Raw genomic sequence first — 25,268 nt, forward strand, 5'->3', positions numbered from 1 at the left:
CATGCCCCCCGTGAGCCCCGTGACCGTCGGCAGCGACCCCTCCCACACGGCGACGGCGGCACTGCGGCAGCTGCTCGACCTGCTCGCCGCCGACGCACCCGTCGAACGCCTTGCCCAGCCCGCGGCCCGGGCCCGCGCGGCCGGAGCCGACCCGAGCGAGCAGGCCGTCATCGACGAGGCCACCCGGACCGCACTGGACATCCACCGGACCCTGGCCCAGCGCCGACGCCGGGAGGCCGAGCTCGCCGCCCTCTTCGACACCGCGAGCGACCTGGCCGCACTGCGCGACCTGGACGCCGTACTGCGGGCCATCGTGCACCGGGCCAGAACCCTGCTGGGCACCGACACCGCGTACATGACGCTGAACGACCCCGCGGCCGACGACACGTTCATGCGGGTGACCGCCGGCTCGGTCTCCGCCAAGTTCCAGCAACTGCGCCTCGCCATGGGGGAAGGACTCGGTGGTCTGGTCGCGCAGACCGCCCGCCCCTACGCGAGCCCCGACTACCGCACCGACCGCCGTTTCAAGCACACCGGAACCATCGACGAGGGAGTCGACGAGGAGGGCCTGCGCGGCATCCTCGGCGTGCCCCTGCGCGTCGGCCGGCGCGTGATCGGCGTCCTGTTCGCCGGAGACCGCGCTCCGCGCGACTTCACCCCCGAGGCCATCGCCCTGCTCTCCTCCCTGGCCGACCACGCCGCCGTGGCCATCGACGGCGCGCGCCTGCTGGAGGAGACCCGTTCCGCGCTGGTCGAGCTGAACGCCGCCAACGAGACGGCCCGGGCCCACAGCGAAGACCTGCACCGCGCGGCCGACGCCCACGACCGGCTCACCGACCTGGTCCTCAGGGGCGGCGACGTCGATGACGTCACCCGCGAGATCGCCGCCCTCCTCGACGGCGGCCTGGCCGTTCACGACGCGGACGGCACCGAACTCGCCCGCCTGGGAACCGGCCCGGTCCGCCCGCCCGAGCAGGGAATCGAAGCCTCCCGCCGAGGCGGACGGGCCGTCCCCGTCGGTGGCAACTGGGTGTGCGCCGTCCTGGCGGGCCCGGAACTCCTCGGCAGCCTGGTGCTCACCGACCGGGCCGATCTCACCGACGCCGACCGGCGTCTGTTCGAACGGGCCGGCATGGTCACCGCCCTCCTGCTGCTCCTGCGCCGGTCCGTGGCCGAGGCCGAGGACCGGGTGCGCGGCGAACTCCTCGACGACCTGCTCACCGCCCAATCCCCCGGAAGCCACCGCAACATCGGCAGCCTGACGCTGCGTGCCAGAAAGCTGGACATCAACCTCGCCCAGCCGCACGCGGTACTCGTCCTCAACTGCGACCCGGACCTGCGCTCACGCCTGCTGATCGAGGCGGCACGCCGTGCCCGCACGCTCGGCGGCCTGGCCGGCACCCGCAACGGGCACACCGTCCTGCTCGCACCCACCTCGACTCCGGGCCCCCTCGCCCAGGAACTCGCCCAGGTCCTCTCCCGGGGCCTGGGCACCCCCATCACCGTCGGGGCAGCCGGCCCCGGCACGGGCCCCGAACACCTCCCCGACACCTATGACGAGGCACGCCGCTGCCTCGAAGCCCTCGAAGCACTCGGCCGCACCGGCACCGGCGCCGGCCTGGCCGACCTCGGCTTCCTCGGGGTGCTCCTCGGCGACCGGGCGGACATCCACGGATACGTGGACCGCGTCCTGGGCCCCGTACTCGCCTACGACGCCCAGCGCGGCACCGAGCTCGCCCGCACCCTCAGCGCCTACTACGACCACGGTGCCAGCCTCGCCAGAGCCAAGGACGCCCTGCACGTCCACGTCAACACGGTGGTCCAGCGCCTCGACCGGGTCGCCCAACTCCTCGGCCCCGACTGGAACACGCCCGGCAAGGCCCTGGAGATCCAAGTCGCCCTGAGCCTGCACCATCTCGCCCGGAACCCGACGTCCGCCTACCGTTCTGTGCTCAACGATGGTGGAAAGCAAGGAAGTTGAGCGACCTGAGAGCTCGCCGTGTGTCATGCTTCGATCATGACTGACCGAGACGCCCGGGGCAGAGGACTGCAGACCGATCGACCCCACTCAGCGCGCGTGTGGGACTACCTGCTCGGCGGGAAGAACCACTACCTGGTGGACAGCCAGGCCGGCGACCTGATCCTCCAGAACTTCCCCGAATTCGCGGCCGTCGCCCGCGTGCAACGGCGCTTCCTGGTGCGAGCGGTGCGGTTCCTGGCGCGCGACGCCGGGATCCGCCAGTTCCTCGACATCGGCACCGGACTGCCCACCGCCGACAACACCCACGAGGTCGCCCAGGGCATCGCGCCGGAAAGCAGGATCGTCTACGTGGACAACGACCCCATCGTCCTCGCCCACGCCGATGCCTTGCTGCGCAGTACGCCGGAAGGAAAGTGCGCCTACCTCGAAGCCGATGTGCGCGATCCGCAGAAGATCCTCACCCAGGCGGCCCACACACTGGACTTCGACCGGCCCGTCGGCCTGATGCTGCTCAACATCATGGGTCAGGTCTCGGACGAGGAGGAGCCCGAGCGGATCGTGGCCGAGCTGATCGACGCACTGCCGCGGGGCAGCTATGTGGCCCTGAGCGACGGCACGGCCACCAACGAACGACTCGAGGCGGCCGTCGAGGCGTACAACGCACAGTCCGTCAATACGTACCACCTGCGCTCGCCCGAGCACATCGGGAGCTTTCTGCAGGGGCTGCGTCTGGTCGAGCCGGGCTTGGTCAGGTCCGCCGACTGGCGCCCGGGCCCCGACTCCGCGGACATCACCCGCGAGCAGGGCCACGCCGTCGGGGCGGTGGGCCTGAAAGAGTAGGGCCGAGCCGGGGAGAGGAGTGCAGGGAGAGAGGATGCCCTGCGCCGGAGCTGGTCATGCCGTGCGCACGGCTGTCAGCTGCGAGCCGTAGCCGACGTGCCCGTGGAGCCGACGTGCCCGTGGACGGGCGGGCAGGCTTCCCGCCCCTCCGCACCGCGTCCTCCTCGGCCGGTGTCACCCTCTGTCACCACCGAAAGTGAGGCAGGGCCGCTGACTGGACTTCCACATCCGGCGCGCCTCACCACCTGCCCGAAGTGTGCGTCGAGGCCCGCACAGCGGTCGCGACTTCGCCGGCGGCCGGCGGGAACAGAATCGAGTAGTGGTTGGTGTCGCCGATACACCGGGCGGGCATCCGGTCGGGGTCAAGGGAAGCCGCGGCGATACGGCCCGGATCGTAGAGGGCCTGCGGTTCGTTGAGCAGGCCGCGTTCGGCCCACAGCAGGGTGCCGTGCACATGTGGCTGATGGATGGCGGCCAGGGCTTCGGGGTCACTGAGCACGTCGGCGCCGTCCGCGCGTACCGCGTCGAGTACGCAGCTGCTGCGCAGCTCGGGTGAGCGACCTGTGAGGTCGCGGTCGACGTAGGCGGCCAGCTGGGGGCTCCAGTGCGGGGCGAGCGCGGGGTGGGCCCGGAAGAACTCGAGGTAGGCCTCTCGGTCTTCGAAGGTCATCGACAGCCGGTCCATCGCCGGGCCGATGACGGCCTGCAGCAGCTCGTCGATGTCGGCGCCCGTGGGGACGGGAAAGCCCAGGCCGCCGTCGACCAGGACCACGTGCGGGAAGCGCTTCGGGTGTCGGGCGGCGGCCAGGGCGGCGACGAAAGCGCCCATGGAGTGGCCGAGGAGCACCGCCTGCTGCCGGCCGAGGTGGTCGAGTAGCGCGAGGATGTCGCGGACGTGGGCGGTCAGGCCGTACGGACCGGGCAGAGCCGCGCTGGCGGCTCGGCCTCGCAGGTCGGGAGCGTGGAAATCGGTGTCGGGCAACGCTTCGGCCACGGCGGCGAAGGCCAGGGAGTTGGCGGTGATGCCGTGCAGCGCGATGACCGGTGGGCCATCGCCCGGCCACCGGGTGACGGCGAGTTCGCCGCCGTCCACCGGGACAGTGAGACTCTGCATGATGCCTCGGGTGGGCGCGGTCATGAACTCCTCCTCCGGCCCAGGGCGGTGATGCCGCCGGGGGCCGCGTAGACGGCGATGATGAAGAGCGCACCCAGAATCAGCATGGGCTCCACGCCGAGGTTCCAGCCACCGAGCCGCTGGTCGAGGTAGGTGAAGAGCACCCCGCCGACGATCGGCCCCCAGCGGGTGCCGCTACCGCCCAGCACCACCATGACCAGCAGGGTGAGCGTGAACTCCGGGGTGGAGGTGTGCGGAGTGGCGCCTGCGGTGACCAGGAGGTGCAGCACGCCGCCGAGAAGGGCGAGGGCGGAAGCCAGGGTGAAGGCGCCGAGCTTGTAGGCGAACGGGCTGCGACCGAGGACCGCGACGCGTTGTTCGTTGTCGCGGATTCCCTGCCAGAGGCGGCCGACCGGGCGGGCGGTGGCGATCCACACGACGGTGGCGACCAGGGCCAGGTAGCCGAGGGCGAGCCAGTAGATGTTGGCGGTGTTCTGCACGCCGACCAGCGCTGCCGGCACCCCGTCGGTGTGCAGTGGCAGGCCCTCCTCGCCACCGGTGAGACCGCCGGGGTTGCGCTCCACGTAGATCGCACCCGCCTGGGCGAAGGCCAGGGTGACCATGGCGAAGCCGACGCCGCCAAGGGCGAGTGTGCGCAACGAGATGGCGCCGAGGACGAGGGCGGCCAGAGTGCCGAGAACCAGGGTGAGCAGGGCGGCGGGCAGCAGACCGAGGCCGAGTTCGGTCATGGCCAGCTGCGTCCCGTAGGCGCCGCCGGCGATGTACAGGGCGTGGCCGAAGGACAGCAGCCCGGTGCGGCCGAACATCAGGTCGTAGCCGAGCGCAAGCGCGCCGAAGACCAGGCAGAGCGCGAACAGCTGCAGCGATCCCGGGGAGTTGACCGGACCGTCGAGGAGTACGGGGATGTCCACTGCCGAGTACGGCAGCAGCGCGAGCACCAGCAGTACGGCGGCCGGGACGGTCACCGACCGGGCCCGCCGCAGTCGCCCGGCCCGCAGTGGTGCGGACCGCTTCACCGGTGCGGCGGCGGGGGTCACCCGCGGGGTGGGGGTGGCGGTCATGCCGTGCCTCCTGCGGATTGTGCCCGGGGTGCGGTGAGCGCGCGCCGCAGCCGCTGCAGCGGCGAGTCGGTGCCGGCCTTCGGCCGGGCCAGCACCACGGCGGCGAGCAGGAAGATGACGGCGAGGTCGCCGTAACCGCCCGCGTAGTAGTTGGCGTACTGCTGCACCAGGCCCACGCTGAGTGCGGACAGCGCGACGCCGGTGATCGAGCCGAGGCCGCCGATGATCACGACGACGAAGGCGAAGATGAGCAGTGAGGTTCCCTGATGAGGGGAGAGTGAGCCGAAGTAGATTCCGCCCAGCACACCGGCGAGCCCCGCCAGGGCGCCGCCGAGCGCGAAGACGAGGGTGAAGGCCCGGGTGACGTCGATGCCCAGCGCCGTGACCATCGCCCGGTCCTCGACTCCGGCGCGGACGATGAGCCCGTAGCGGGTACGGGACAGGAACATCTGGACGCCGAAGAGAACGAGCACCGCCACCGCGATCAGCAGGAAGCGGTTGACGGGCACCTGGGCGCCGAGCACCCCGACGGTGCCGCTCAGCGCGTCCGGTACCGGGAAGGTGCGGGCGTCGGCGCCCCAGGCGGTCTGTACCGCCGCCGGAATGGCCAGCGAGAGCCCGACGGTGACCAGGATCTGCTCCCTGGCCCGGCCGTACAGCCGCCGGATGAGAACCAGCTCCACCACCACCGCCAGGGCGAGGCCGGTGACCGTGCCCACCACGGCTGCCAGCAGCAGCCCCGGAGCCCCGCCGACCGTCTCGGCGGTGCGCCAGGCGGTGTAGCCGGCGACGGTGAGGAACGCGCCGTGCGCGAAGTTCAGCACGTCCATCAGCCCGAAGATCAGGGCGAGACCGGAAGCGATGAGGAAGTACAGGGCTCCCAGGCCGAGACCGGTCAGGGTGAGCAGGACGAGGGTGTCCATCAGGCGGCTCCGTTACTCGAGTGACTGCCGACACCCAACAGCGCGGTCGTCCGCTCCGTGTCGGCGAGCAGTTCGCGCGCGTCGCCGGTGTGCACCACCTGCCCGGCGTCCAGCACGACGGCGCTGCGAGCCAGTCGGCGGACGACGGCGAGGTTCTGTTCGACCAGCAGGAGCGGCACCCGCTCCGCGGCGCGTTCCAGGACCTCGGTGGCCTCGGTGACCACGCGGGGAGCCAGGCCCTTGGTGGGTTCGTCGACGACGACCAGAACGTTGTCGTTGAGCAGGGTCCGGGCGATGGCGACCATCTGCTGCTGACCGCCGGACAGGGTGCCGGCGCGCTGGCCGCTGCGGGTGGCGAGTTCGGGGAACAGATCGTGCACGAGGTCGTAGTGGTGGGCGCTGCCCGGGCGTTCGGCCAGGGCGAGGTTCTCGGCGACGGTCAGGCCGGCGAAGATCCCGCGGTCCTCGGGGGCGTAGCCGATGCCACGGCGTATCGTGCGGTGGGTGGGCTCGGCGGTGATGTCGTGGCCGTCGAAAGTGACGCGGCCCGCGGTCACCTGTCCGCCGTCGGGCAGCAGTCCGAGGACCGCGCGGATCGTGGTGGTCTTGCCGACGCCGTTGCGCCCCAGCAGGGCGGTCACCCCGGAGGCCGGGACGTCGAAACTGATGCCCTTGAGGATGTGCGACCCGGCGATGTTCACTTCGAGGCCGCTGATGGTGAGTATCGGTGGAGATGACATCAGAGCTCGTCTCCCAGGTAGGCCTGCTGGACGGTCGCGTTCGCCATGACCTCGGCCGGCGCCGCGGCGGCGAGCAGCTGCCCGTGGTGCATGACGGCGACCCGGTCGGCCAGGCCCAGTACCACTTCCATGTGATGCTCGACGAGCATCACGGTCCGGCCCTCGTCGCGGTGCAGCGAACGGATGAGGTCGGTGAGCTCTCCGGTCTCCTCCGCGGCCACACCCGCCATCGGCTCGTCGAGCAGCATCAGTCGCGCTCCGGCCGAGCCGCCGGCGAGGGTGGGCGCGAGAAGCATCGCCAACTCGAGTTTGCGCTTGTCGCCGTGGGACAGGCCGGCCGCGAGATCGGCGCCGCGGTCGACCAGGCGAACCCGGGCCAGTACCCCCGTCACGTCGGCCGCGCTCACGCGGCGCACCCCGGCGGACCGGGCGGCCAGCTCCACGTGTTCGGCCACCGTCATGGTCGAGAAGACCGAGGACGACTGGAAGGTCCGCCCGATGCCCCGGCGAGAGCGCCGGTGCGGCGGCAGGGCGGTGATGTCGTGACCGTCGAGACGGATGGTGCCGCCGGTCGGAGTGGTCAGGCCGGAGACGAGATTGAACAGGGAGGTCTTTCCCGCCCCGTTGGGGCCGATGACGGCCAGCAGTTCCCCCTCGCTCACGTCGAGGGACACCTCGTTGATGATGGTGGCGCCACCGACCGACCAGCTGAGCCGGTCCAGTTGCAGTACGGGCGTCATGCGTCAGCCGATCTTCTTCTCGGCGGGCGCGACCTGTTCGGCGGGGAAGGTCTTCGACACCTCCGGGTGGTCGGCCGAGGCGAACTTCGCCTGGAAGGTGGGCTGCAGCAGTGCGTGGTCGCCCGCCCGCACGGTGTTCTTCCCCTTGACCCCGGAGAAGGTGAGGCCCTCCAGGGCCTTGATCATGGCGTCGGTGTCCCCGTCCGCTCCACCGGCCTTGATGGCCTCGACGACCATCTGGGCGGCGTTGAAGCCGTCCGGCGAGAACAGGTCCTCGTCCCACTTCTTCTTCGCGAAGTACGCTCGCATGGCCTCGGCCTCCGGCGTGCTGGTGGCCTCGGGCACGTAGTGGGCCAGCAGGGTGACCTTCTCGCGGGCCTTGCCGAAGACCGGGTAACTGGCCCGGATGTCCAGGCCGGTGACGACGGTGGCGGCATCCAGCACGCCCTGCTGGTCCAGGGTGGACCACATCGCCTGGGCGGTGTCTCCCGCCCAGGCGACGAAGACCATGTCCGGCTTGGCCGCCTTGACCTTGCTTGCCACGGGGGTCAGATCAGTGGCGCTGGGCGGCGCCAGCACCGAGGTCACCGTGGTGCCGTCGGTGCCCAGCACGGACTTGACGGCCTCGGCGTTGGCCTGCCCGAAGGCGCTGTCCTGGGCCAGGACGACGACCTTTTTGCCCTGGGAGTCGCCCAGGATGTGCTTGGCGGTCGTCACGTCCTGGTAGGTCTGACGTCCGGAGCGGAAGGTGTAGCGGTTGACGCCGGTGACCGCGTCGGTGGCCGCGGGCCCGCTGATGTACAGCGTCTTGTTCTGCGCCGCCACCGGGGCGATCTGGGTGGCCACCCCGGAGGCCGCGGTGCCGGCGATGATCGGAACTCCCTGGCCGATGTGCTTCTTGGCCAGGGAGACGCCCTTGGCCGGATCACCGGCGTCGTCGTCCTTCAGCACGGTGACCTTGATGCCGTCGACGGCACCGGTACCTTCGGTGGCGTGGTCGAGGCCGGCTTCGAAGCCTTGCAGGTACTGCTCGCCGTAGGAGGCAAGCGGCCCGCTGGTGGAGGTGATGAGGGCGACCTCCACCTCCTTCGACTCGGAGGCGGTGCTGCTGCCCGGGCTGGAGCACGCAGCGGTGAACGCGGCGGCGATCGCGGCCACGGTGGCGGGAAGAAGAACGGATCTACGCATGGCCGTACGGCTCCTCAATGCGACGACGGATACGCCCCAGGGGTCCATCACGGATTCGATTCCTGAGCGACGTCCGGGCAGTGTGTTTCACGCCACCTGGGCGCCACAATGTGGCTCACCCCCATGTGGCACTGTCCGGTTATGTCTGTGGCAACTATCGGTGGCGCCTATTGGTGGCATCTGTCGGTGGCGGTGAGGTGATCAGGGGCAGCCGTCGTCGGCGATGACGAACTGGACGCCACAATGTGGCTCGCCCCCATGTGGCACTGTCCGGTTATGTCTGTGGCGACTATCGGTGGCGCCTATTGGTGGCATCTGTCGGTGGCGGTGAGGTGATCAGGGGCAGCCGTCGTCGGCGATGACGACGGACCGGGGGTGGCTCCTCCACCGTCCCGGTCCCGACAACGGTCTCGCTCATCTGGCGTCTCTCCTTGATCAGCAGATCTGCCGTTGAGCAGGCCCTGGCGCATTTTCGGTGGTGACTGAGCCCTGGGCCACCGGCTTGATTCCGACGTGATCATTCCGAGGGCGTCGGAGTCGCTCGATGGGTGATCCGTGGGTTCGGGCGTGTGACGGCCGCTGGTCCGCCCGGCTTTTCACCATGTTCATCGCTCTCGGGCCTTTGCGGGCGAGTCGGTCAAGGCGCGTCAGGCGGGGCGCGGTGGCGCATGCAGTGCGGTGAAAAGTCGTGTGAAGCCGTCCTGCCCGGACCGGCGTTCGGTCGGGAGGACCTTCTCCCGGACCAGACCGGGCAGGCCGCACAGCTCGGCCAGGCGGACCGCCGGACCCAGCCCGCCGTGGGTGAGCAGGTTCCCATCGTCGAACGCGGCGAAGGTCGTGGCGGGGCCGTGGGAGGATCTCACTTACGAGGTGCCTTGCTGGTCGGGCCGGAGGGAAGCGGCGGAGCCGGACCTGCGCGAGTTCCCCGGCATCCTGGGCCCCGACCGGGTCATCGGTTCGGTCCTGTCCCTCGGTTCCGGTCCCGGAGGACCGCGCCACCCGTCCCGCGTGGAGCCGGCGGACCCGGGACGCGGGTGCGGCTGCCGGACACGGTGGCACCGGCTCGCCGGCCGACCGGTCCGGGAGAGCCGACCACACCGGCTGCCGGGCGTCCACCGGGCAGTCGGTCCGGCAACCACTCGCCCCGTCAGATCTCCTGGCCGGTACACGGTGGAAACGGGGTACCGTCCAGCAGGACGATCACACCGGCACCACACAGGCCCGGTTCTCCCGGGCGAGGGGAGCTCCGCATGAGCGAGGTCACGCACCACTCACCCTCCGAGCCCGGGGACGGCGGCCGCACCGATCCGCTGGTCCGGCTGTCCCTGGAGGAGTTGCGGCAGCGCAGCAGCATGAAGTGGCGCACGCACCCCGAGGACGTCCTCCCGCTCTGGGTGGCGGAGATGGACGTCCCCCTGGCACCCGCCGTCGCCGACACGCTGCACCGGGCCGTCGAGCTGGGAGACACCGGATACCCGTACGGCACCGCCTACGCCGAGGCGCTCGCCGGCTTCGCCGCCGGGCGCTGGAAGTGGGACGGCCTGCGGGTGGAGAACACCGCGATCGTGCCCGACGTCATGCTGGGCATCGTCGAGATCCTCCGCCTCGTCACCGGCCCCGGCGACGCGGTCGTCGTCTGCTCACCCGTCTACCCGCCGTTCTACGCGTTCGTCGCGCACGACGGCCGGGACGTCATCGAGGCCCGCCTCGGCCCCGACCTGCGGGTCGACCTCGCCGGCCTCGAGGAGGCGTTCATACGCGCACGGCGCCACGGCCGCCGCGCGGCATTCCTGATGAGCAACCCGCACAACCCGACCGGCGTCGTCCACACCCGCGCGGAACTCGAAGCGATCGCCGCGCTCGCCCGCCGGCACGGTGTCCGGGTGGTATCCGACGAGATCCACGCCCCGCTGGTGCTGCCGGGAGCCGTCTTCACACCGTTTCTCAGCGTTCCCGGCTCCGAGAACGGGTTCGCCCTGACCTCCGCGTCCAAGGCGTGGAACCTGGCCGGTCTCAAGGCCGCCGTGGCCATCGCCGGCACCGAAGCCGCGGACGATCTTCGGCGTATGCCCGAAGAGGTCGGCCACGGCCCCAGCCACCTGGGCGTCCTCGCCCACACCGCGGCGTTCCGCGACGGCACCGACTGGCTCGACGAACTCCTGCTCGGACTCGACGACAACCGGAGCCTGCTGGGCAAGCTGATCGACGAACATCTCCCCGGCGTGGGGTACGTTCCGCCCCAGGCCACCTACCTCGCCTGGCTGGACTGCACCGGGCTGGCACTGCACGACGACCAACCGGCCGACGGTCCGGGCGTCGTCAGCGACCTCGCCGGACCGGCGAGGATGTTCCTGGACGAGGCTCGCGTCGCGCTCAGCTCCGGGCACGTCTTCGGCACCGGCGGCGCCGGCTGCGTACGCCTCAACTTCGCGACCTCACCGGCGATCCTGCGCCAGGCGCTCGCGCGCATGGGACGCGCGCTCGCCGGCCTCGACCGAGCACCCCGCACCTGATGCCGGCCGGTGCCGGACCCGGCGTCGCACAGCGGACCTCCGAGACCGGCCGCGCCACCCCGGCAATGAGTCCGGCAGGCCCGCAGCACACCCCGGCGGCCCCTCCGCCGGGCCCGGGCCCGGCGGATCGACCCCGTAAAGCGATGACGCCGGTGGGCCGGCCCGAGCCTCGAGCGGGTGACTCCCGCAGGACGGGCTCTGCGTGATCCGCGCCGGCAGGCTGTTCCCGGCCGACAAGGCCACGCCCTACCAGGCGCTCTCGCCCACCTCGCCAGATCGCACGTGCCGGCTGACCTTGCGAGCATGCGGAGTGCCGAACCCGGAACCTGGGCGCACTCACCGCGTGTGGTCGCCGGGGCCTATCGGCTCCGGGTTCTGCCGGCTTCCGTGACGAGGCGGGTGGCGATCTTGCCGTACCGGCCGAGGCCCGCGCGATGACGGGGGTCGGAGCTTGGAGGACAAGGCGGCGGATCACAGAAGCCCTGCCGCGCCGTCGGGGGACGCCGATCTCGCGCAGGACGACCCGTGCGCCGTCGCAGTCGACGGCAAGACCCTGTGCGGCTCGCGCACCGTCACCAGACGGGCCGTGCACCTGGTTGCCGCCGTCACCCACGGCGAACACGTCGCGCTGAACCAGCGTCAGGTCCCCGGAAAGAAAGGCGAAATCACCGCGTTCGTGCCGCGGTGCACGAGTACCCGGATGGCTGGGGACCGGCGAAGGAGCCGCAACCCCTCCTTCCGTACGTGGTGCAAGAAGCGTGCAACTTGCTTGACAGCAAGCCAAGTTCAGTTGAGCAGGCCTTACAACCATCCGACGCCGCCGTTGGTCTGGCCTTGCAGCCGACCGGAAGTGCGCCGCACGCGCCGTCCGGGAGGCGCTGACCGACTCTCTGATCCGAAGGACGCTCATCAATGCTCATACGGCACCTCACACGCGCTGTGGTCGCCTCACTGGCTCTCGCCTCCATGGTGCTGACGGCCGGCGGAGCCACCGCGGCACCGGCAACCGGCTGGGAGATCTCCCTCTCCGGCGAGAGCCCTGCCGAGTCCCTCATGTCCGTCTCCTCCGTCGATGAAGATCTGGCATGGGCGGTGGGGAGGAAGGGAAGCCGGGGCGTCATCATGCGCTGGGACGGCGCGAAGTGGAGCAAGGACACCGCGCCGGGGCTTCCCGATGTCTGGCAGTGGTCATCGGTCAGCGCGGTGTCTGCGGACGATGTCTGGGCTTACGGCACGGTGGGCAGGGATCAGAGGCTCGTGCACTACGACGGAGAACGCTGGAGCAGCGTTCCCACGGTCGGCCCCGCCGACGACTCCTGGCCCGAGGTACCGATCGATGCCGTCCCCGGACGCCTCTTCAAGGGCGGAAACGCGCTCTACACCTACTCCGACGGTGCCTGGCAGACCTTCGAGCTTCCTCCGCTGGTGGACATCAGGGACATCGACGCTCTCTCGGCGAACGACGCCTACGCCACCGGCATGCGGTACCCGGTGGAAGGGGGCAAACCGGTGACCTACCACTGGGACGGCACCACTTGGACGCTGATGGACGAACCACCCGTACGCGCCGGTACGGACACCGCCAAGATCGCCGCCGTGTCACCGGACAGCGTCTACGTCGCCGGATGGGCCGACGACGGTGCCAACCCGCCCGTACCGGGCGTCGCCCACTGGAACGGCACCGCGTGGGAGGACGTCACCGGAGAGCTGACCGACCTCTACCTCCACGCGATCGTTCCCGACGGCCGTGGCGGGCTGTGGGTCACTGGCAACGACAAGGTCGAACCCGCCCGTGCGGAGCCGGTCTTCTGGCACTACGACGGCACCACCTGGACCAAGGAAGCCGGAGCGTTGGCACCCGACGGCGACACCCGGTGGCCGTCCTACACCTTCTACGACCTGGCACCGGCCGACAGCTCCGGTGCCTTCTGGGCCGTCGGTGACTACTCCACGCCCATGGACGCGTACGGTGACCAAAAGATCCACGGCCTGATCGAGCGGTCCACCACGGTGTCCGCGGAGACGGTCGGCCGCTGAGCACCGTACAGGCCCAGCAGGGTCCGAGAAGGGCCGCGAGGTCTACGGCTACGACCTCGACACCGCGCGCGTCGCCGAGTGGGCGCAGGAGTCGGGCTCGCCCTTCTCCGGATCCGAGCTGGCCGCGGTCCCCTGGGGCGAGGTCACGTCCGTCCACATCGCCGTACGCCTGGCCCACCAGGTCGAGGCCGTGTTCCACGGCTTGAACGACGCAACCGGCGGCAGGACGCTCAGCATCTTCGTCAACACGACGCTGACCCCGACCGACGCCAGGAGGATCGCCGCCCTGGGCAACGACAACTGGCGGATCTTCGAGTCCCCCGTCTCGGGCGGACCGGCCGGCGCGCGCGGTGGCACCATGAGCATCTTCCTGGCCGGCCCGGCGCCGACCGACGACGAGGAGGGACTGCTCGCCGACCTGGCCGGACATGTCTTCCGTCTGCCCGAGTACGGCCAGCCCGCCATGGTGAAGCTGCTCAACAACGCACTGGCCACCTACAACCTGACCGCCACGGCCCAGATCCTGAACCTGGCGGACGCGCACGGTGTACCGGCGGACAAACTGGCCGAGGTCCTCGCGGTTTCCACAGGGCAGAGCTGGATGAGCGACAACATCAAGGATGTCGCGTACGACCTCCTGCTCAAGGACGTCGGGCTGCTCCGTACCGAGCTTCAGCGCCTCCCCGTGACGGACCTGGACGGCGATGTCGAGGGGCAGATCCTCGCCGCCCGTGAGGTCCTGGGCGTCGAGGCGGAGTAGGCCCTCACGGCAGATGGGCGGGACGTCGTCGCTGGTCGAGGCCGGCGGCATCCAGCGCGGCCGGCACGCGTTCTGCGTCCTTTCGAAGTCGCGTGACTTCTTCGCGGACCTTCTTCTCACGGGCTTCCAGCAGACCGATCACCGACGGCACAGGCACCTCCACGAGCGACAAGAGTGGAACGAATCGCCCGCTTCCCTCCCGCCGCCAGGCGCTGTTCATGCCTCTACCGGCCGAACCGACAGCTCACGTCAGGCAAGCGGAAAACGTCTCAGTTTCGTCGTGCTGGGTTGATCGCGACGAGTTCGATCTCGAAGCCGTCGTCGTTCTCCAGAGAGGCGGCATGGCGCTGCGCGCCGCCGGCGTGCGGATGCCGGTCGGGGAACGTCAGATGCCAGCCGTGTCGGGTCGCGTCGATGGCCGGCTGCTCGACCGCGGTTTGTCTTCGACGTGAAGGGCCCGGCCCTGGGGGAGGCCCCGTGGGAGGCGGCGCCGAAGGACGGCTTCCATGTACTGCGTCACACCTATGCCTCGATCATGCTGGAGGCGGGTGAGTCCGTGGTGACGTTGGCGCGACGGCTCGGGCATTCCTCGCCGGCCATCACGCTCGGTCACTACGCTCACTTCAAGCCGGAAGCAAGGGGCGCACCGTGATCGACGGACTGTTCGGGGAGCAGGGAGATCAGTGCGCCGACCGAGACTCCCCAGATCCTCCCCAGGACTGATCGTGGCCGACTCCCCGGAACACGGGATCTTGGGGAGGTCATGGATTGCGAGGGCAGGGGATCGCGTAGCCTGGCGAAATGCTGACCGAGGTCACCGCAACCCGTTACATCGCACCCCTGCGGTCCGGTGGCTCCGTGCCCGGGATCTTCGAGGCCGACGACCTCGGCACGTACGTCGTGAAGTTCACGGGATCCGCGCAGGGGCGCAAGGCGTTGGTCGCCGAGGTGATCGTCGGTGAGCTGGCCCGTGCCCTGGGACTGCGTTTTCCGGAGCTGGTCCTGGTCCACTTCGACCCGGCGATCGCCGACAGCGAGCCCCACCAGGAGGTTCGGGAGCTGCACTCCGTCAGCGCCGGGATCAACCTCGGCATGGACTACCTGCCGGGCGCGCGGGACTTCACGCCCGAGGTCGCCGAGGTCTTCCCCGTCGATCCGGTGGAGGCCGGGCGGATCGTCTGGCTCGACGCGCTCACGGTGAACGTGGACCGGACCACGCACAGCTCCAATCTGATGGTCTGGCCGACGCTCGGCGTCGCCCCGCCGCGCCTGTGGCTCATCGATCACGGGGCCGCGCTCGTCTTCCACCACCGCTGGGCCGCCTCCGACCCGGCGAAGGCGTACGACTTCCGCCACCACGCCCTCGGCGGCTACGCGCCCGACGTCCGCGCCGCCGACGTCGAACTGGCTCCCCGGGTGACCGAGGAACTGCTGCGGGCCATCACCGCCGAGGTGCCCGACGCCTGGCTGGCCGACGACCCGGACTTCGCCACGCCCGACGCGGCCCGCGAGGCGTACGTGGCGTATCTCCACGCGCGCGTGCGGGCCTCCCCGGCGTGGCTGCCGACCGACTTCCCCGTCGCGGAGGAACTGGCCGAGGAGAACGCCCGCCGGGCGGCCCGGACCCGGCAGGGCCGCCCGGACTGGCTCAAGCGCGTCCCCGACCTGCACGGCAAGCCGGAGGCGGCACAGGACTGGTCGGTGCATCTGGGAGCACGGCCGGGATGAGGGCCGGGTCCTCTCCCTCCTCGTACCCCGCGTCCCCTCTCAGGCCGTCGCCTGTTCGGGGACGACGAGGTCGAAGAATCCCCAGTGCGACCCGGCGGGCAGGGTGCCCGACAGCATCCGGCCGCACTTCTGCGTCACGATGTGCGAGGAGCCCCGGTGCTGGCTTCCGGCGTGGCTGTCGCGGAAGAAGCGCTGCAACGTGCCGTCCCGCATGACCTGCGCACCCGCGAAACGGTGCACGAACTGGCTGATCTCCACCGCGGTCCGGGAGGCGAGGCTGCACGCGAGCCGCGACATCGTCTCCTGCTCGTCGTCCAGTGGGGCCTCGGCCGCGAGCGTCGACTCGTTGTCGCGCCAGGTCTCGCGCAGCAGTGCCATGGTGCCCCGGACGTGCGAGAAGTGCCGTGCGTACTCCGCGAAGAACTCGTCACTGGTGACCGGGGACCCCGCCGCGGGGTCCTTGCGCTGTGTCAGCTCGCGCAGTTCGTCGAGCATGCGCCGCCCGACCCCCTGGGACCAGGCCGCCTGATGCAGACCGGCCAGCAGAGCGGGACTCAGGCCGTGCAGGGAACGGCTCCGCCGGGCGTGCTCTGGACCGGGACGGAAGACGTAGGCGTCCTTGATCAGCAGGTCTTCCGCCCGGTAGTCGAGGCTCGCCGTCGCCCGCAGCCCGAGCATGTCCCAGTTGTCGCTGATCCGCAGGGCGGCGCGGGGGACCAGGCAGACCAGCCTCTCTCCCGTCCCCTGGACCGTCACTGCGAGATTGAGGTGCGTGGCCATGGACACCCCGGCCGCGAACTGCCAGACCCCGCTCACCCGGTAGCCGCCGTCCTCCCGTACGGCCCGGCCGGTGAACGAGGTGGACTGCCCCGCCACCAGGGGGAACGTGTCCTTGGTGAAGAGTTCGGCCACCGCCTCGTCGCCCAGGTACGTGGCCGCGGCCGCCGTCTCGCTCGCCACGGCGCGCACCAGCCACCCCAGCGAGGCGTCGGCGTGCGACAGCTTCTCCATCACCTGCAGGATCTGCAGGGGAGACGCCTCCGTACCGCCGAGTTCGGCCGGCACCATCAACCTGAAGACTCCGCTGTCGCGAAGCGCGTCCTGCACCACCGGAGTCGGACGCCGCAGGCGCTCGCTGTCCGCGGCCTCGCCCTGCAACAGGGGGTAGATCTCGTCCAGTTGCTTCAGCAGCCCGGAGAAGTCCTCGTTCTCCCGTGTCCGGACCGTCATGACCGGCTCCTCTCCGACCGCGCACCGCCGCCGGTGGCGGTCTCGGTCTCCCGGGCCAGGGCGCTCCACTGACCGCGGTAGAAGAGCAGGGGGTTGGTGTCGTCCTGCTGGCCGTAGGACATCACGCGCCCGAGGACCAGGACATGGTCCCCACCGTCGTAGCCCGCCCACGGAGTGCACTGGAAGTACGCCAGCGAACCGTTGATCCGCGGAGCGGTGTCGTCGTCGACCCACTCGATGAGGTGGGCGTCCTGCGGCTTGCCCGCGAAGTGGAGGGCGGTGTCGAGCTGGTTGTCGCCGAGGACGTTGACCGCGAAGGGCCGCTCGAGCAGATAGGTCAGGGCCCGCGAGGTCCGCTGCATCGAGATCAGCACCAGTGGCGGATCCAGGGACACCGAGGTGAAGGAGTTCACGGTGACGCCGTAGTAGCTGTCGCCGGACCGGTACGTGAGCACGACGACGCCCGTGGCGAAGTTGCCCAGGGTGTTGCGAAGCAGGCGGGGATCGGCGAGCGATGGGGTCGCGACGCTCGACGCGAGGGTCTTCGCGTCGGCGGCTTTCTCATAGATCTCGGAGTCCCACATGATGTCGGTCATCCCGAACCTCCTGGAAATCGTGGGTTCGGCCCGTGCGGGCCGGGGTGGGCCGGCGGCCACGTGCCGTGGGGCCGTGGCCGCCGGCGGGGTCAGACGGCCTCTTCGACGGCTTCCTCACCCGCGACGAACGTGGTGCCGGTGCCTTCGGGCAGCCGGCTCCGCAGGACCGGGTAGGCGGCCAGGGCCAGTACGAACGACACCAGGAAGCCGAGGGCGAAGACGTCGGTGGCCATCAGAACCGTGCCGACCGCGGCGGACAGCACCAGCGTGATGACGCCGGCCCAGTTCCACTTCTCCACCCGGTGCGTGTCCCGGTCGTATCGCGCGCGCCGCACCAGGTAGTAGTCCGCGATCATCACGCCGCACATGCCGAGCGTCATGGAACCCAGGTACGCCAGGTAGGCGGCGAACTGCTCCAGGATGCCGGCGGCGATCATCACCAGGGCGATGACGTTTCCGATCACCACCATCGCCGCCCGGCCCGGCTTCCACCCGGTGAGGGAGTCGATCAGGTTGACCAGCGACAGCGAGCCCGAGTAGGCGTTGATGGCCTGCGCCTTCGCCTGGGCGGCGTAGATGGTGATGAAGCCCATCCAGCCGGCGAAGACGACGAAGAAGGCACCCGTGTTCTCCATGACGTACGTGCTGCCCGCGGCGGCGGCCGCTTCCTGGCTCAGGTCCGCGTCGTGGGCCATGAGGTAGTCGATGACCTCGGGCATGCCGCCGATGACGACGAGCGATCCCAGGACGGTCATGATGACGTTCTGGGTGATCGGACCGGAGGCGGCCAGCACCGTCACGTCGCGGCGCGTGCGGCAGTACCGGGCGAAGTCCGTGGTGACCAGGGCGATGGTTCCCGCCGTGGCGCCCATGACTCCGATCGCGGCTTCGGCCTTCGGCCAGAAACCGCCGGGGACGACACCGTCGTAGGTGAACACGTCCATCGGGTTGGCGCCCTGGATCACGTAGATGTGCACGATCATGTAGATCGTGACCAGGAGCGTGATCACCGTCAGGGCGGCCGACGCCTGCAGTGCGAGTTTGAGGCCGAAGATGGCCAGAGCGATCCACGCCAGCGTCATGAGGCCGTAGATGAGGATGCGCATCGGCCAGGAGTCGGGCAGGTCGAACATCAGCAGCGTGCCCTGGTAGAGCAGGGCGGACTCCATGGCCAGGAAGCCGAGGATCATGAACGCGAAGATGATCGAGCCGATCGACGAGCCCATGAAACCGAATCCGAAGAACCGGGAGGTGATGGTGCTCGACATGCCGGTTTCGAAGGCCATCCGGCCGAGGGCCTTGCCGAGGAACACGGCGAAGGCCGCGACGAGGACACCGACGAGCATGCCGATGGCGAAGCCGGCCAGGACGACGGTGAAGCCCGCGATGGCGAAGATGACGAGGGCGGTGGCGACGCTGACCGGGCTGAGGGAGAGCTGGTAGCCGCTCCTCCGCTCCGTCATCGGCACGCTGACCAGGGCATGGTCTTCCGCAGCGGTCGCCAGTGCAGAATCGGTGGATCTGGGATTTCTGGTTTGTGAGGACACAGTGCCTACCCCATGAGAGAGATGGCGCCCACGGCGGCTTTCCACAGTGGGACGCGCGCTTCAAGTCGCTGAGGGCGCTCAGTCGACGCTGCAGCCGGCCACCGCGACGGCCTCGATCTCGAGCAGGATCTCCGGCTTGGCGAGAGCGGAGACCTCGACCAGGGAGCACGCCGGGAAGTCGCCGGAGAAGAACTCCTGACGGGCCTTCCACACCCCGGCGTTGTCCCCCATGTCCGTGACGAAGATCGTCATCTTGACGATGTCGTCCATGACCGCGCCGGCCGCCTCGACCAGATCCCTGATCTTCTGGAAAACGACCTTGGCCTGGTCGTAGGCGGTGTCGCCGAGGACGCTCACCCCGTCCTGTCCGCGCGCGGTCATTCCGGAGATCATGATCAGGTCGTCGACCCGCAGGCAGTTCGACCACATCTTGTCCGCCGGCTCGCGCACGGCGTCGGAGACGAAACGCTGCTTCTTCATTGCTGTGGTCCTCACAGGTCGATCCGGTTGTCCCAGGCGGAGGTCCCGCCCCAGTTCACGCAGACGCTCTGACGGCGCATGAAGCCCTTCCACGCGTCCGAGCCGGCGGTGCGGCCGCCCCCGGTCTCCTTCTCGCCGCCGAACGCGGAACCGACGTCGGCGCCCGTGGTGCCCATGTTGATCCGGACGATGCCGCAGTCACTGCCGCGGGCGGAGAGGAACGTCTCGATGTTGGTCAGGTTCGTGCTGTGCATGCCCGAGGCGAGACCCTGGGCGACGCCGTTGTGGATCTCGATGGCCTCCTCGAGATCGTCGTAGGTCAGCACGGAGACGATCGGCACGAAGGTCTCCGACTGGGCGATCTCGAAGTGCGGCTCGACACCCGTGACGATGGCCGGCTCGACGTACAGACCGGGGCGGTCGAGCACGTTGCCGCCGTACACCACGGTGGCTCCCTCGCGTTCGGCGCCGGCGAGGACCTTTTGGTAGTCCTCCACCGCCTGCCGGTCGATCAGCGGGCCGACCACGGTGTCCGGGTCGCGCGGGTCACCGACGGTGATCTGGTCGAAGGCCTTCTTCAGCAGCTCGACCAACTCGTCCGCGATGCTCGCGTGGGCGATGATCCGGCGGGTGCTCGTGCAGCGCTGGCCCGTCGTGCCGACCACGCCGAACGTCAGTGCCCTGGCGGCGAGTTCCAGGTCGGCGGTCTCGTCGACGATGCAGCCGTTGTTGCCCGAGCACTCCAACTGGTACCGGCGGCCCAGCGTCGAGCCGACGACGTCGGCGACCTTGCGGCCCACCGTCGTCGAACCGGTGAACGAGATCATGGCCACACGGGTGTCGGCGACCATCGTCTCGGCGACGGCGTTGTCGTCCGGGATGAACAGGGAGAACACGCCCTCGCAACCCATCTCCGCCGCCGCCTTGTTGACCAGCTTCTGTACGGCGATCGCGGTCAGCGGCACCTTCGGGCTCGGCTTCCAGACCACCGTGTTGCCGGCGATCGCGGAGAGGAACCCGTTCTGCGCCCACACGGCGGCCGGGAAGTTGTACGCGCTGATCAGCCCGACGACGCCCAGCGGCAGCCACTGGTCGTACATGCGGTGCTCGACCCGCTGGGACTGCTGGGTGAAGCCGTACATCATCCGCGCCTGGCCGGCGGCCAGCGTCGACATGTCGACTGCTTCGCGGAGCTCGCCCTTGGCCTCCATCGTCGACTTGCCGGTGTCCAGCGAGACGACCGCGGCCAGGCCCTCCAGGTTCTCCTCGATCAACTGGCCGATCCGGCGCACGAATTCACCACGCCGCGGCGGCGGCACCATCCGCCAGCGCTTCTGGGTCTCGACGGCGGCGGCCACGAGCGTCTCGTAGTCCTGTCCGTCCGAGGCCGCGATCCGGCCCACGACCTCCCCGTCGGCGGGACACTGCGCCTCGATGACCGGCCGCCCCTCGGTGGTGCCCCAGCCGATCGAGTCCCCGTAGGTACCGGAGTGCACCTGGTCCAGGCCGAATTCGGCGAGCACCTTGTCGGTGTCGAACAGAGTCTTGGTGGTTTCGCTCATCATCGCTTCCCATCAACGTCGCGGGTTCGGCAGAAACACGTCGGGCGGGCCGATACCTCACTCCTTGGCAAGGAAGTCCCCGATCGTCTCGTCCGTGTGGTACTCGGGCTTCTCGTAGTAGTGCGGGCCGTCGTAGATCTCGATCAGCACGCTGCGCTCGTGCGCCAGCGTCGGGCCGTGCGGGTGGTCCTTCGGGTTCATGTAGAAGGAGCCCGGACGCAGCCGGAGGCCGGAGTCGGTGTACTCGTAGTCGCCCTCGAGGCAGTACATGAACTGGTTCGAGGCGTGCGTGTGCTTGGTCGGGATGGTGCCGCCCTTCTCGTACTCGAGCAGGGCGATGCTGGCTCCGGTGTCCGGGTTCTTGTGGAGGAAGTACTGACGGAACCCGTAGTCGGGGTAGTCGATCCAGTCCTCGTCCCTGAGGGCCTCGAGGTCCGCGGCGTGGATCAGGACCTCGAGCGACTTCACGGTCTCGGGGTTGATGTTCATGGTTCACTCCCGTCCGGGGCGGCCGGCGGCCACCCACGTGTCGTATTCCTGGCGGCTTTCGGGCGTGGCGGGGAAGAGCCCGAAGAGGGACCGGCCGCGTTGGATCTCCAGTGCCGCGAACTCCTCGTACGCGGCGGCGTCGGCGGCCTCCGCGGCGACCTCGGCGGCCAGTTCCCGGGGGATGACCGCGACGCCGTCGCTGTCGCCCAGCACCACGTCCCCCGGGTAGACCGCCACCCCGCCGCAGCCGACGGGTTCGTCGAGCGCCACCGGGTGCAGGGCGATGGGGGTGGCCCGGGGCGCGTTGGCCCGCTGGTAGCACGGCAGGCCGGTCTCCCTGACGGCCGCCGAGTCCCGGTAACCGCCGTCGGTGACCACGCCCGACACACCGCGCTGCTTCAGTCGCGCCGCCATCATGTCGCCCATGGACGCGGCCGTCGTGCAGCCGAACGCGTCGATCACGAGGACCGCGCCGGGCGGGCACTCCTCCATCGCCCGCCGGTGCAGGTTCTCGCTGCTCGCGTAGTTGGCGAGGGTGTCGAGATCCTCGCGTGCGGGGATGAACCGCAGCGTGTAGGCAGGCCCCACCAGCGGCGGCTGGCCGGCCGACAGCGGCCGCACGCCGTTCATGATCACGTTCCGCAGGCCGCGCCGGAGCAGCATGTTGGCCACGGTGGCCGAACCCGCTTGTGCCAGTTGTGCGCGGACCCGCTCCGGCAGCGGCTGGGCGAGGTCCGTGCTCGCTGCGCCGGTCACCGGAAGAACTCCAGGGGCGGGCGGTTCCCCCACTGGGTGGTGTCGCCGGCCGTGCCGTTGAACCTGGTCGGCCGGTGGCGGTGGTCGACGACGTCGCCGTCGGTGTAGTGCTCGATGCGGAAGCCGAACGGGTCCTTCCAGTAGTCGAAGATCTGGCTGCCGAGCAGGTGGCGGCCGACTCCGACGTCGAGGGTGTACCCCTGCTGGAGGAGGTAGTCGTGCGACGACATCACCGCGTCCATGTCGGTGACCTCGAACGCGCTGTGGTGGACGCCCGACCAGTCCGACTGCAGGACGAGCATGAAGTGGTGGTCCACCAGCTGCTCGCCCAGGTCCAGCCGGACGAAGGTGCCGACCACGGGGCCCTCCTCACCCGGCGGGACGAAGTAGTCCGAGGGAAGGAAGTTGAAGCGCTCGTTCAGCCAGGCCACCGACGCGTCGTGGTCCTTCACATGGAGCACGAAGTGACCCAGGCGTGCGACGGTGCACGGCGCCACGGGCTGGCGGACGGCGGCGTTCACCCGGTTCTTGTCGCGGATGTTGTTCATGGTGAAGGGGGCGCGGTCCGGGATCGGCTCGGCCTTCCGCCGGCCCCAGACCGCCCGGATCTCGATGCCGTCGGGCATGGTCATCGAGACCTCGTGACCGCCGCCGGGCTCCGTCGACTCCCGGACCGGGGAGGACCCCGGCTTCGCGGCGAGCTCGACGAGGTCGTCGTAGCCGGCCACCTCGATCGAGGCACCGATGAAGCGCTGCTTGTCGGCCTTGCGGGTCACATGGATGTGATGCTGGGTGCCCGTCCCCCGCATGTACAGGGTCCGGTCGTCGCTGCCCTCGGCCTTCACCATGCCGAACGCGGTCAGGAACTTCTCCATCACCTCGAGATCCGGTGCCTCGTAGGTGACTTGGGCAGCATCGATTGCCGTAGCCACGGGGTCCTCCTGTGGTGGATGAGAGCGCGGCGGCGCGCACGGAGCCGGCGCCGCCGGATGAGCCGGGGCTCCCGCTCCGGGCGGGAGCCGCGCAGGCGGTCAGCCCTTGAGGGCCTTGAGGACGCTGACGTCGTCAGGGCCCTTCAGGTCCGGCACGGTCCAGCCGTCCAGGTCGTACTCGTCCATGGCGCTCTGTGCGAAGTCCCTGCAGTAGTCGAGGAGACCGCTGCCCCGGGCGCCGAACAGGTTGGTCTGACGCGTCACGTCGTTGCTGCCGATGTAGTTGATCTCGTACAGCTCGTGGCGGGCTCCGAACTCCGTGCCGATGGAGTCCCAGAGCATCTTCATGACCTTGACGCGCTCCTCGGCGCCGATGCCTCCCGTGCCGCGCAGGTAGGTGTCCAGGTAGCCGCGGATCTCGGGGGTCCTGAAGTCGTTCGCGTGGGAGTTGAGGTAGATCAGGCCGCTGGCCACGACCTGCTCGATGATGTTCTTGATCTTCGGCATGGCCAGCTGGTTCATCACCCGGTAGGCGCCGGCGAACTGCGGGTCGGGCTGGATCATGCCGTCCTTCCACGGCACCGCGCTCTTGGCCATCGCGTCCGACAGCGCCCAGAACGTGTTGCGCCAGGCGATGACCTCGCCGAGCTGGGACATGACGCCGTGGAACTGGCCCGCTCCGGTGACGTCGAGGGCGCGGGACAGCATGCCGACCAGGAAGTCCATCTTGACGGCGAACCGGGTGCAGCCGTGCAGGGAGGCGCGCTCCAGGTAGCCCGAGTGGATGTTGTACTTGTTGGCCTGTTCCAGGTCGTTGTGGATGAACGCGTTCTCCCAGGGGACGAACACGTTGTCGAGGACCAGGATCGCGTCGTTCTCGTCCAGCCGGCTCGACAGCGGGTAGTCGAAGGGGCTGCCCAGCACCGCCGCGCGGTACTCGTTGGACGTACGGCAGATCAGCTTCACACCGGGGGCGCTGGTGGGCGTGATGAACACCGGTGAGAAGGCGGGGTCCTGGACGGCGACCTGGCCGACGTGACCGACGAAGGTGTAGTGCGTCAGGGCCGATCCGGTGGCCACCACCTTGGCGCCCGAGACGTAGAAGCCGGCGTCGATCTCCTTGGTGACCCGGATGAACACGTCCTTGCCCGCGTCCGCACCGAGGCCGCGGTCCACCGGCGGGTTCATGATGGCGTGGTTGATGTACCACGTCTTCTCCTGGGCCTTGCGGTACCAGGCGCGCGCGTTGTCCTCGAACCCGCGGTAGAACTCGGCGTTGGCGCCGAGGGTGCCGAGGAAACAGCCCTTGTAGTCGGGGGAGCGGCCCATCCAGCCCCAGGCGATCTTCTGCCACTCGGCGATGGCGTCGCGGGAGGCCACCTGCTCCTCGACGCTCTTGGGTGCCTGGTAGAAGCGGTGGGTGAAGCCTCCCCACTCCGTGGGCGCGGTGAGGACGTCCTTGCGCGCCGGGTCGTGCAGGGCGTCGTACATACGCGCGATCATGCGGGCGGAGTTGCGGAAGGCGGGGTGCTCCGCGATGTTCTCCACCCGCTCCCCGTAGATCCAGACCTCGCGGCCGTCATTGAGGCTCTCGAGGTACTCATCCCCGGTAAAGGGGAGATACTCACGGCCGGCAGGGCTGTGGACGGACTGATTCGCGTTTCCAGTCGTCATTGACCGGGCCCCTTCTTTTCGTGCGCGGAACCGGGTCAATCCCTCGGTTCGTGCAGCCAGGACGAGAGCAGCGATCGCGAGGTTCTCCCTCTCGATCCGAAGCTGTCTACGCCGTCGAATTGCCGGGAAGGCTGGCACGGCCGGTAACGCGGGGCAAGAGAGGCGGGAAGAAGGCAAGGGTGCTCGGAGGTATCGGCCGACGGCCTGTCCGTCGACTGGAGAGCGATCCGAGAACCACCTCTGACCAGGCATTTCAAGCGTCGGTGAGGGTTCCGGGGGGCAAGCCGAGGACACCTTGGTGTGATGCGCGTCACATGGAATTCATCGTGGTTCACAAGGCTTTTTGCTGGACTTCC

Annotated in this window: 24 protein-coding genes and 2 pseudogenes; 8 read left to right on the forward strand and 18 right to left on the reverse strand. The window is 69.6% G+C overall.

Annotation, left to right across the window (positions count from 1 at the left end; genetic code table 11):
• The first annotated feature begins 1 nt into the window (after window position 1).
• Both ACVW19_RS28035 and ACVW19_RS28040 read left to right on the forward strand, forming a co-directional pair.
• Entirely contained in the window at window positions 2–1,981 is a 1,980-nt protein-coding gene (locus tag ACVW19_RS28035; RefSeq protein WP_457462799.1) for a helix-turn-helix domain-containing protein, read from the forward strand.
• 36 nt (window positions 1,982–2,017) lie between these two features.
• Entirely contained in the window at window positions 2,018–2,821 is an 804-nt protein-coding gene (locus ACVW19_RS28040; protein ID WP_457462801.1) for an SAM-dependent methyltransferase, read from the forward strand.
• A gap of 238 nt (window positions 2,822–3,059) precedes the next feature.
• Here ACVW19_RS28040 and ACVW19_RS28045 read toward each other — a convergent pair whose 3' ends face one another.
• The 7 genes from ACVW19_RS28045 to ACVW19_RS28075 all read right to left on the reverse strand — a co-directional run bounded on the left by ACVW19_RS28045 (window position 3,060) and on the right by ACVW19_RS28075 (window position 9,471).
• Entirely contained in the window at window positions 3,060–3,959 is a 900-nt protein-coding gene (locus tag ACVW19_RS28045) for an alpha/beta fold hydrolase (RefSeq protein WP_457462803.1), read from the reverse strand.
• Window positions 3,956–5,017: a branched-chain amino acid ABC transporter permease gene (locus tag ACVW19_RS28050; RefSeq protein WP_457462805.1), complete on the reverse strand. Its 1,062-nt coding sequence runs from the start codon at window positions 5,015–5,017 to the stop codon at window positions 3,956–3,958. The genes ACVW19_RS28045 and ACVW19_RS28050 overlap by 4 nt, the downstream gene beginning before the upstream one ends.
• A complete protein-coding gene (locus ACVW19_RS28055) occupies window positions 5,014–5,940 on the reverse strand; it encodes a branched-chain amino acid ABC transporter permease (RefSeq protein WP_457462807.1) in 927 nt (308 codons plus the stop codon). The genes ACVW19_RS28050 and ACVW19_RS28055 overlap by 4 nt, the downstream gene beginning before the upstream one ends.
• Window positions 5,940–6,680 (reverse strand): ABC transporter ATP-binding protein, encoded by a 741-nt coding sequence (locus ACVW19_RS28060; RefSeq protein WP_457462809.1) that lies wholly within the window; start codon window positions 6,678–6,680, stop codon window positions 5,940–5,942. Before ACVW19_RS28060 ends, ACVW19_RS28055 begins: the two co-directional genes overlap by 1 nt.
• On the reverse strand, window positions 6,680–7,420 hold the full coding sequence (locus ACVW19_RS28065) for an ABC transporter ATP-binding protein (protein ID WP_457462810.1): 741 nt from the start codon (window positions 7,418–7,420) through the stop codon (window positions 6,680–6,682). Before ACVW19_RS28065 ends, ACVW19_RS28060 begins: the two co-directional genes overlap by 1 nt.
• A 3-nt stretch (window positions 7,421–7,423) precedes the next feature.
• A complete protein-coding gene (locus ACVW19_RS28070; RefSeq protein WP_457462812.1) occupies window positions 7,424–8,608 on the reverse strand; it encodes a substrate-binding domain-containing protein in 1,185 nt (394 codons plus the stop codon).
• Between the two features lie 647 nt (window positions 8,609–9,255).
• A complete protein-coding gene (locus ACVW19_RS28075; RefSeq protein ID WP_457462814.1) occupies window positions 9,256–9,471 on the reverse strand; it encodes a hypothetical protein in 216 nt (71 codons plus the stop codon).
• A gap of 387 nt (window positions 9,472–9,858) precedes the next feature.
• Between ACVW19_RS28075 and ACVW19_RS28080 the strand changes: the two genes are divergently transcribed.
• The 4 genes and pseudogenes from ACVW19_RS28080 (at window position 9,859) to ACVW19_RS28095 (ending at window position 13,918) form a co-directional block, all read left to right on the forward strand.
• Window positions 9,859–11,121 carry a MalY/PatB family protein gene (locus tag ACVW19_RS28080; RefSeq protein ID WP_457462815.1) on the forward strand — a complete coding sequence of 421 codons (1,263 nt, stop codon included), beginning with the start codon at window positions 9,859–9,861 and terminating at the stop codon, window positions 11,119–11,121.
• A 912-nt stretch (window positions 11,122–12,033) separates the two neighbouring features.
• The gene (locus ACVW19_RS28085) at window positions 12,034–13,158 is read left to right on the forward strand and encodes a hypothetical protein (protein WP_457462816.1); all 1,125 of its coding nucleotides are present in this window, start codon (window positions 12,034–12,036) and stop codon (window positions 13,156–13,158) included.
• A gap of 37 nt (window positions 13,159–13,195) precedes the next feature.
• Window positions 13,196–13,531, forward strand: a pseudogene (locus tag ACVW19_RS28090) (NAD(P)-binding domain-containing protein); the annotation flags it as partial.
• 90 nt (window positions 13,532–13,621) lie between these two features.
• Window positions 13,622–13,918, forward strand: a complete 297-nt coding sequence (locus ACVW19_RS28095) for an NAD-binding protein (RefSeq protein WP_457464809.1) — start codon at window positions 13,622–13,624, stop codon at window positions 13,916–13,918.
• A 4-nt stretch (window positions 13,919–13,922) separates the two neighbouring features.
• Here ACVW19_RS28095 and ACVW19_RS28100 read toward each other — a convergent pair whose 3' ends face one another.
• Both ACVW19_RS28100 and ACVW19_RS28105 read right to left on the reverse strand, forming a co-directional pair.
• The gene (locus tag ACVW19_RS28100) at window positions 13,923–14,138 is read right to left on the reverse strand and encodes a hypothetical protein (protein WP_457462818.1); all 216 of its coding nucleotides are present in this window, start codon (window positions 14,136–14,138) and stop codon (window positions 13,923–13,925) included.
• A 49-nt stretch (window positions 14,139–14,187) separates the two neighbouring features.
• Window positions 14,188–14,328, reverse strand: a pseudogene (locus ACVW19_RS28105) (VOC family protein); the annotation flags it as partial.
• Between the two features lie 125 nt (window positions 14,329–14,453).
• On the opposite strand from ACVW19_RS28105, the gene ACVW19_RS28110 reads away from it, so the two are divergent.
• Both ACVW19_RS28110 and ACVW19_RS28115 read left to right on the forward strand, forming a co-directional pair.
• Window positions 14,454–14,570, forward strand: a complete 117-nt coding sequence (locus ACVW19_RS28110; protein ID WP_457464811.1) for a hypothetical protein — start codon at window positions 14,454–14,456, stop codon at window positions 14,568–14,570.
• A 149-nt stretch (window positions 14,571–14,719) separates the two neighbouring features.
• Window positions 14,720–15,646, forward strand: a complete 927-nt coding sequence (locus tag ACVW19_RS28115) for a HipA family kinase (RefSeq protein ID WP_457462820.1) — start codon at window positions 14,720–14,722, stop codon at window positions 15,644–15,646.
• 39 nt (window positions 15,647–15,685) lie between these two features.
• Here the strand turns inward: ACVW19_RS28115 and ACVW19_RS28120 are convergent, their stop codons facing one another.
• The 9 genes from ACVW19_RS28120 to ACVW19_RS28160 form a co-directional block, all read right to left on the reverse strand.
• Window positions 15,686–16,876 carry an acyl-CoA dehydrogenase family protein gene (locus tag ACVW19_RS28120; protein ID WP_457462821.1) on the reverse strand — a complete coding sequence of 397 codons (1,191 nt, stop codon included), beginning with the start codon at window positions 16,874–16,876 and terminating at the stop codon, window positions 15,686–15,688.
• A complete protein-coding gene (locus tag ACVW19_RS28125; RefSeq protein ID WP_457462823.1) occupies window positions 16,873–17,472 on the reverse strand; it encodes a flavin reductase family protein in 600 nt (199 codons plus the stop codon). Before ACVW19_RS28125 ends, ACVW19_RS28120 begins: the two co-directional genes overlap by 4 nt.
• Before the next feature lie 89 nt (window positions 17,473–17,561).
• Entirely contained in the window at window positions 17,562–18,935 is a 1,374-nt protein-coding gene (locus tag ACVW19_RS28130; RefSeq protein WP_457462825.1) for a cytosine permease, read from the reverse strand.
• Window positions 18,936–19,097: 162 nt separating this feature from the next.
• Window positions 19,098–19,499 carry a RidA family protein gene (locus ACVW19_RS28135; RefSeq protein WP_457462827.1) on the reverse strand — a complete coding sequence of 134 codons (402 nt, stop codon included), beginning with the start codon at window positions 19,497–19,499 and terminating at the stop codon, window positions 19,098–19,100.
• 11 nt (window positions 19,500–19,510) lie between these two features.
• A complete protein-coding gene (locus tag ACVW19_RS28140) occupies window positions 19,511–21,061 on the reverse strand; it encodes an aldehyde dehydrogenase family protein (protein WP_457462828.1) in 1,551 nt (516 codons plus the stop codon).
• A 57-nt stretch (window positions 21,062–21,118) separates the two neighbouring features.
• Window positions 21,119–21,550, reverse strand: coding sequence for a cupin domain-containing protein (locus tag ACVW19_RS28145; protein ID WP_457462830.1), 432 nt, complete (start codon window positions 21,548–21,550; stop codon window positions 21,119–21,121).
• A 3-nt stretch (window positions 21,551–21,553) separates the two neighbouring features.
• Window positions 21,554–22,306 carry an RraA family protein gene (locus ACVW19_RS28150; RefSeq protein WP_457462831.1) on the reverse strand — a complete coding sequence of 251 codons (753 nt, stop codon included), beginning with the start codon at window positions 22,304–22,306 and terminating at the stop codon, window positions 21,554–21,556.
• Window positions 22,303–23,238: a VOC family protein gene (locus tag ACVW19_RS28155; RefSeq protein ID WP_457462832.1), complete on the reverse strand. Its 936-nt coding sequence runs from the start codon at window positions 23,236–23,238 to the stop codon at window positions 22,303–22,305. Before ACVW19_RS28155 ends, ACVW19_RS28150 begins: the two co-directional genes overlap by 4 nt.
• A gap of 99 nt (window positions 23,239–23,337) precedes the next feature.
• Entirely contained in the window at window positions 23,338–24,912 is a 1,575-nt protein-coding gene (locus ACVW19_RS28160; protein WP_457462834.1) for a 4-hydroxyphenylacetate 3-hydroxylase N-terminal domain-containing protein, read from the reverse strand.
• Between the last annotated feature and the right edge of the window lie 356 nt (window positions 24,913–25,268).

The sequence above is a fragment of the Streptomyces sp. TE5632 genome (assembly GCF_054061295.1).

Coding starts and splice junctions, on each gene's coding strand:
- ACVW19_RS28115 (WP_457462820.1), top strand. CDS start 14,720: ATGCTGACCGAGGTCACCGCAACCCGTTACATCGCACCCCTGCGGTCC.
- ACVW19_RS28100 (WP_457462818.1), bottom strand. CDS start 14,138: ATGAACAGCGCCTGGCGGCGGGAGGGAAGCGGGCGATTCGTTCCACTC.
- ACVW19_RS28070 (WP_457462812.1), bottom strand. CDS start 8,608: ATGCGTAGATCCGTTCTTCTTCCCGCCACCGTGGCCGCGATCGCCGCC.
- ACVW19_RS28080 (WP_457462815.1), top strand. CDS start 9,859: ATGAGCGAGGTCACGCACCACTCACCCTCCGAGCCCGGGGACGGCGGC.
- ACVW19_RS28140 (WP_457462828.1), bottom strand. CDS start 21,061: ATGAGCGAAACCACCAAGACTCTGTTCGACACCGACAAGGTGCTCGCC.
- ACVW19_RS28085 (WP_457462816.1), top strand. CDS start 12,034: ATGCTCATACGGCACCTCACACGCGCTGTGGTCGCCTCACTGGCTCTC.
- ACVW19_RS28045 (WP_457462803.1), bottom strand. CDS start 3,959: ATGACCGCGCCCACCCGAGGCATCATGCAGAGTCTCACTGTCCCGGTG.
- ACVW19_RS28120 (WP_457462821.1), bottom strand. CDS start 16,876: ATGACGGTCCGGACACGGGAGAACGAGGACTTCTCCGGGCTGCTGAAG.
- ACVW19_RS28040 (WP_457462801.1), top strand. CDS start 2,018: ATGACTGACCGAGACGCCCGGGGCAGAGGACTGCAGACCGATCGACCC.
- ACVW19_RS28135 (WP_457462827.1), bottom strand. CDS start 19,499: ATGAAGAAGCAGCGTTTCGTCTCCGACGCCGTGCGCGAGCCGGCGGAC.
- ACVW19_RS28065 (WP_457462810.1), bottom strand. CDS start 7,420: ATGACGCCCGTACTGCAACTGGACCGGCTCAGCTGGTCGGTCGGTGGC.
- ACVW19_RS28160 (WP_457462834.1), bottom strand. CDS start 24,912: ATGACGACTGGAAACGCGAATCAGTCCGTCCACAGCCCTGCCGGCCGT.
- ACVW19_RS28125 (WP_457462823.1), bottom strand. CDS start 17,472: ATGACCGACATCATGTGGGACTCCGAGATCTATGAGAAAGCCGCCGAC.
- ACVW19_RS28095 (WP_457464809.1), top strand. CDS start 13,622: ATGGTGAAGCTGCTCAACAACGCACTGGCCACCTACAACCTGACCGCC.
- ACVW19_RS28060 (WP_457462809.1), bottom strand. CDS start 6,680: ATGTCATCTCCACCGATACTCACCATCAGCGGCCTCGAAGTGAACATC.
- ACVW19_RS28110 (WP_457464811.1), top strand. CDS start 14,454: ATGCTGGAGGCGGGTGAGTCCGTGGTGACGTTGGCGCGACGGCTCGGG.
- ACVW19_RS28035 (WP_457462799.1), top strand. CDS start 2: ATGCCCCCCGTGAGCCCCGTGACCGTCGGCAGCGACCCCTCCCACACG.
- ACVW19_RS28050 (WP_457462805.1), bottom strand. CDS start 5,017: ATGACCGCCACCCCCACCCCGCGGGTGACCCCCGCCGCCGCACCGGTG.
- ACVW19_RS28055 (WP_457462807.1), bottom strand. CDS start 5,940: ATGGACACCCTCGTCCTGCTCACCCTGACCGGTCTCGGCCTGGGAGCC.
- ACVW19_RS28145 (WP_457462830.1), bottom strand. CDS start 21,550: ATGAACATCAACCCCGAGACCGTGAAGTCGCTCGAGGTCCTGATCCAC.
- ACVW19_RS28130 (WP_457462825.1), bottom strand. CDS start 18,935: ATGACGGAGCGGAGGAGCGGCTACCAGCTCTCCCTCAGCCCGGTCAGC.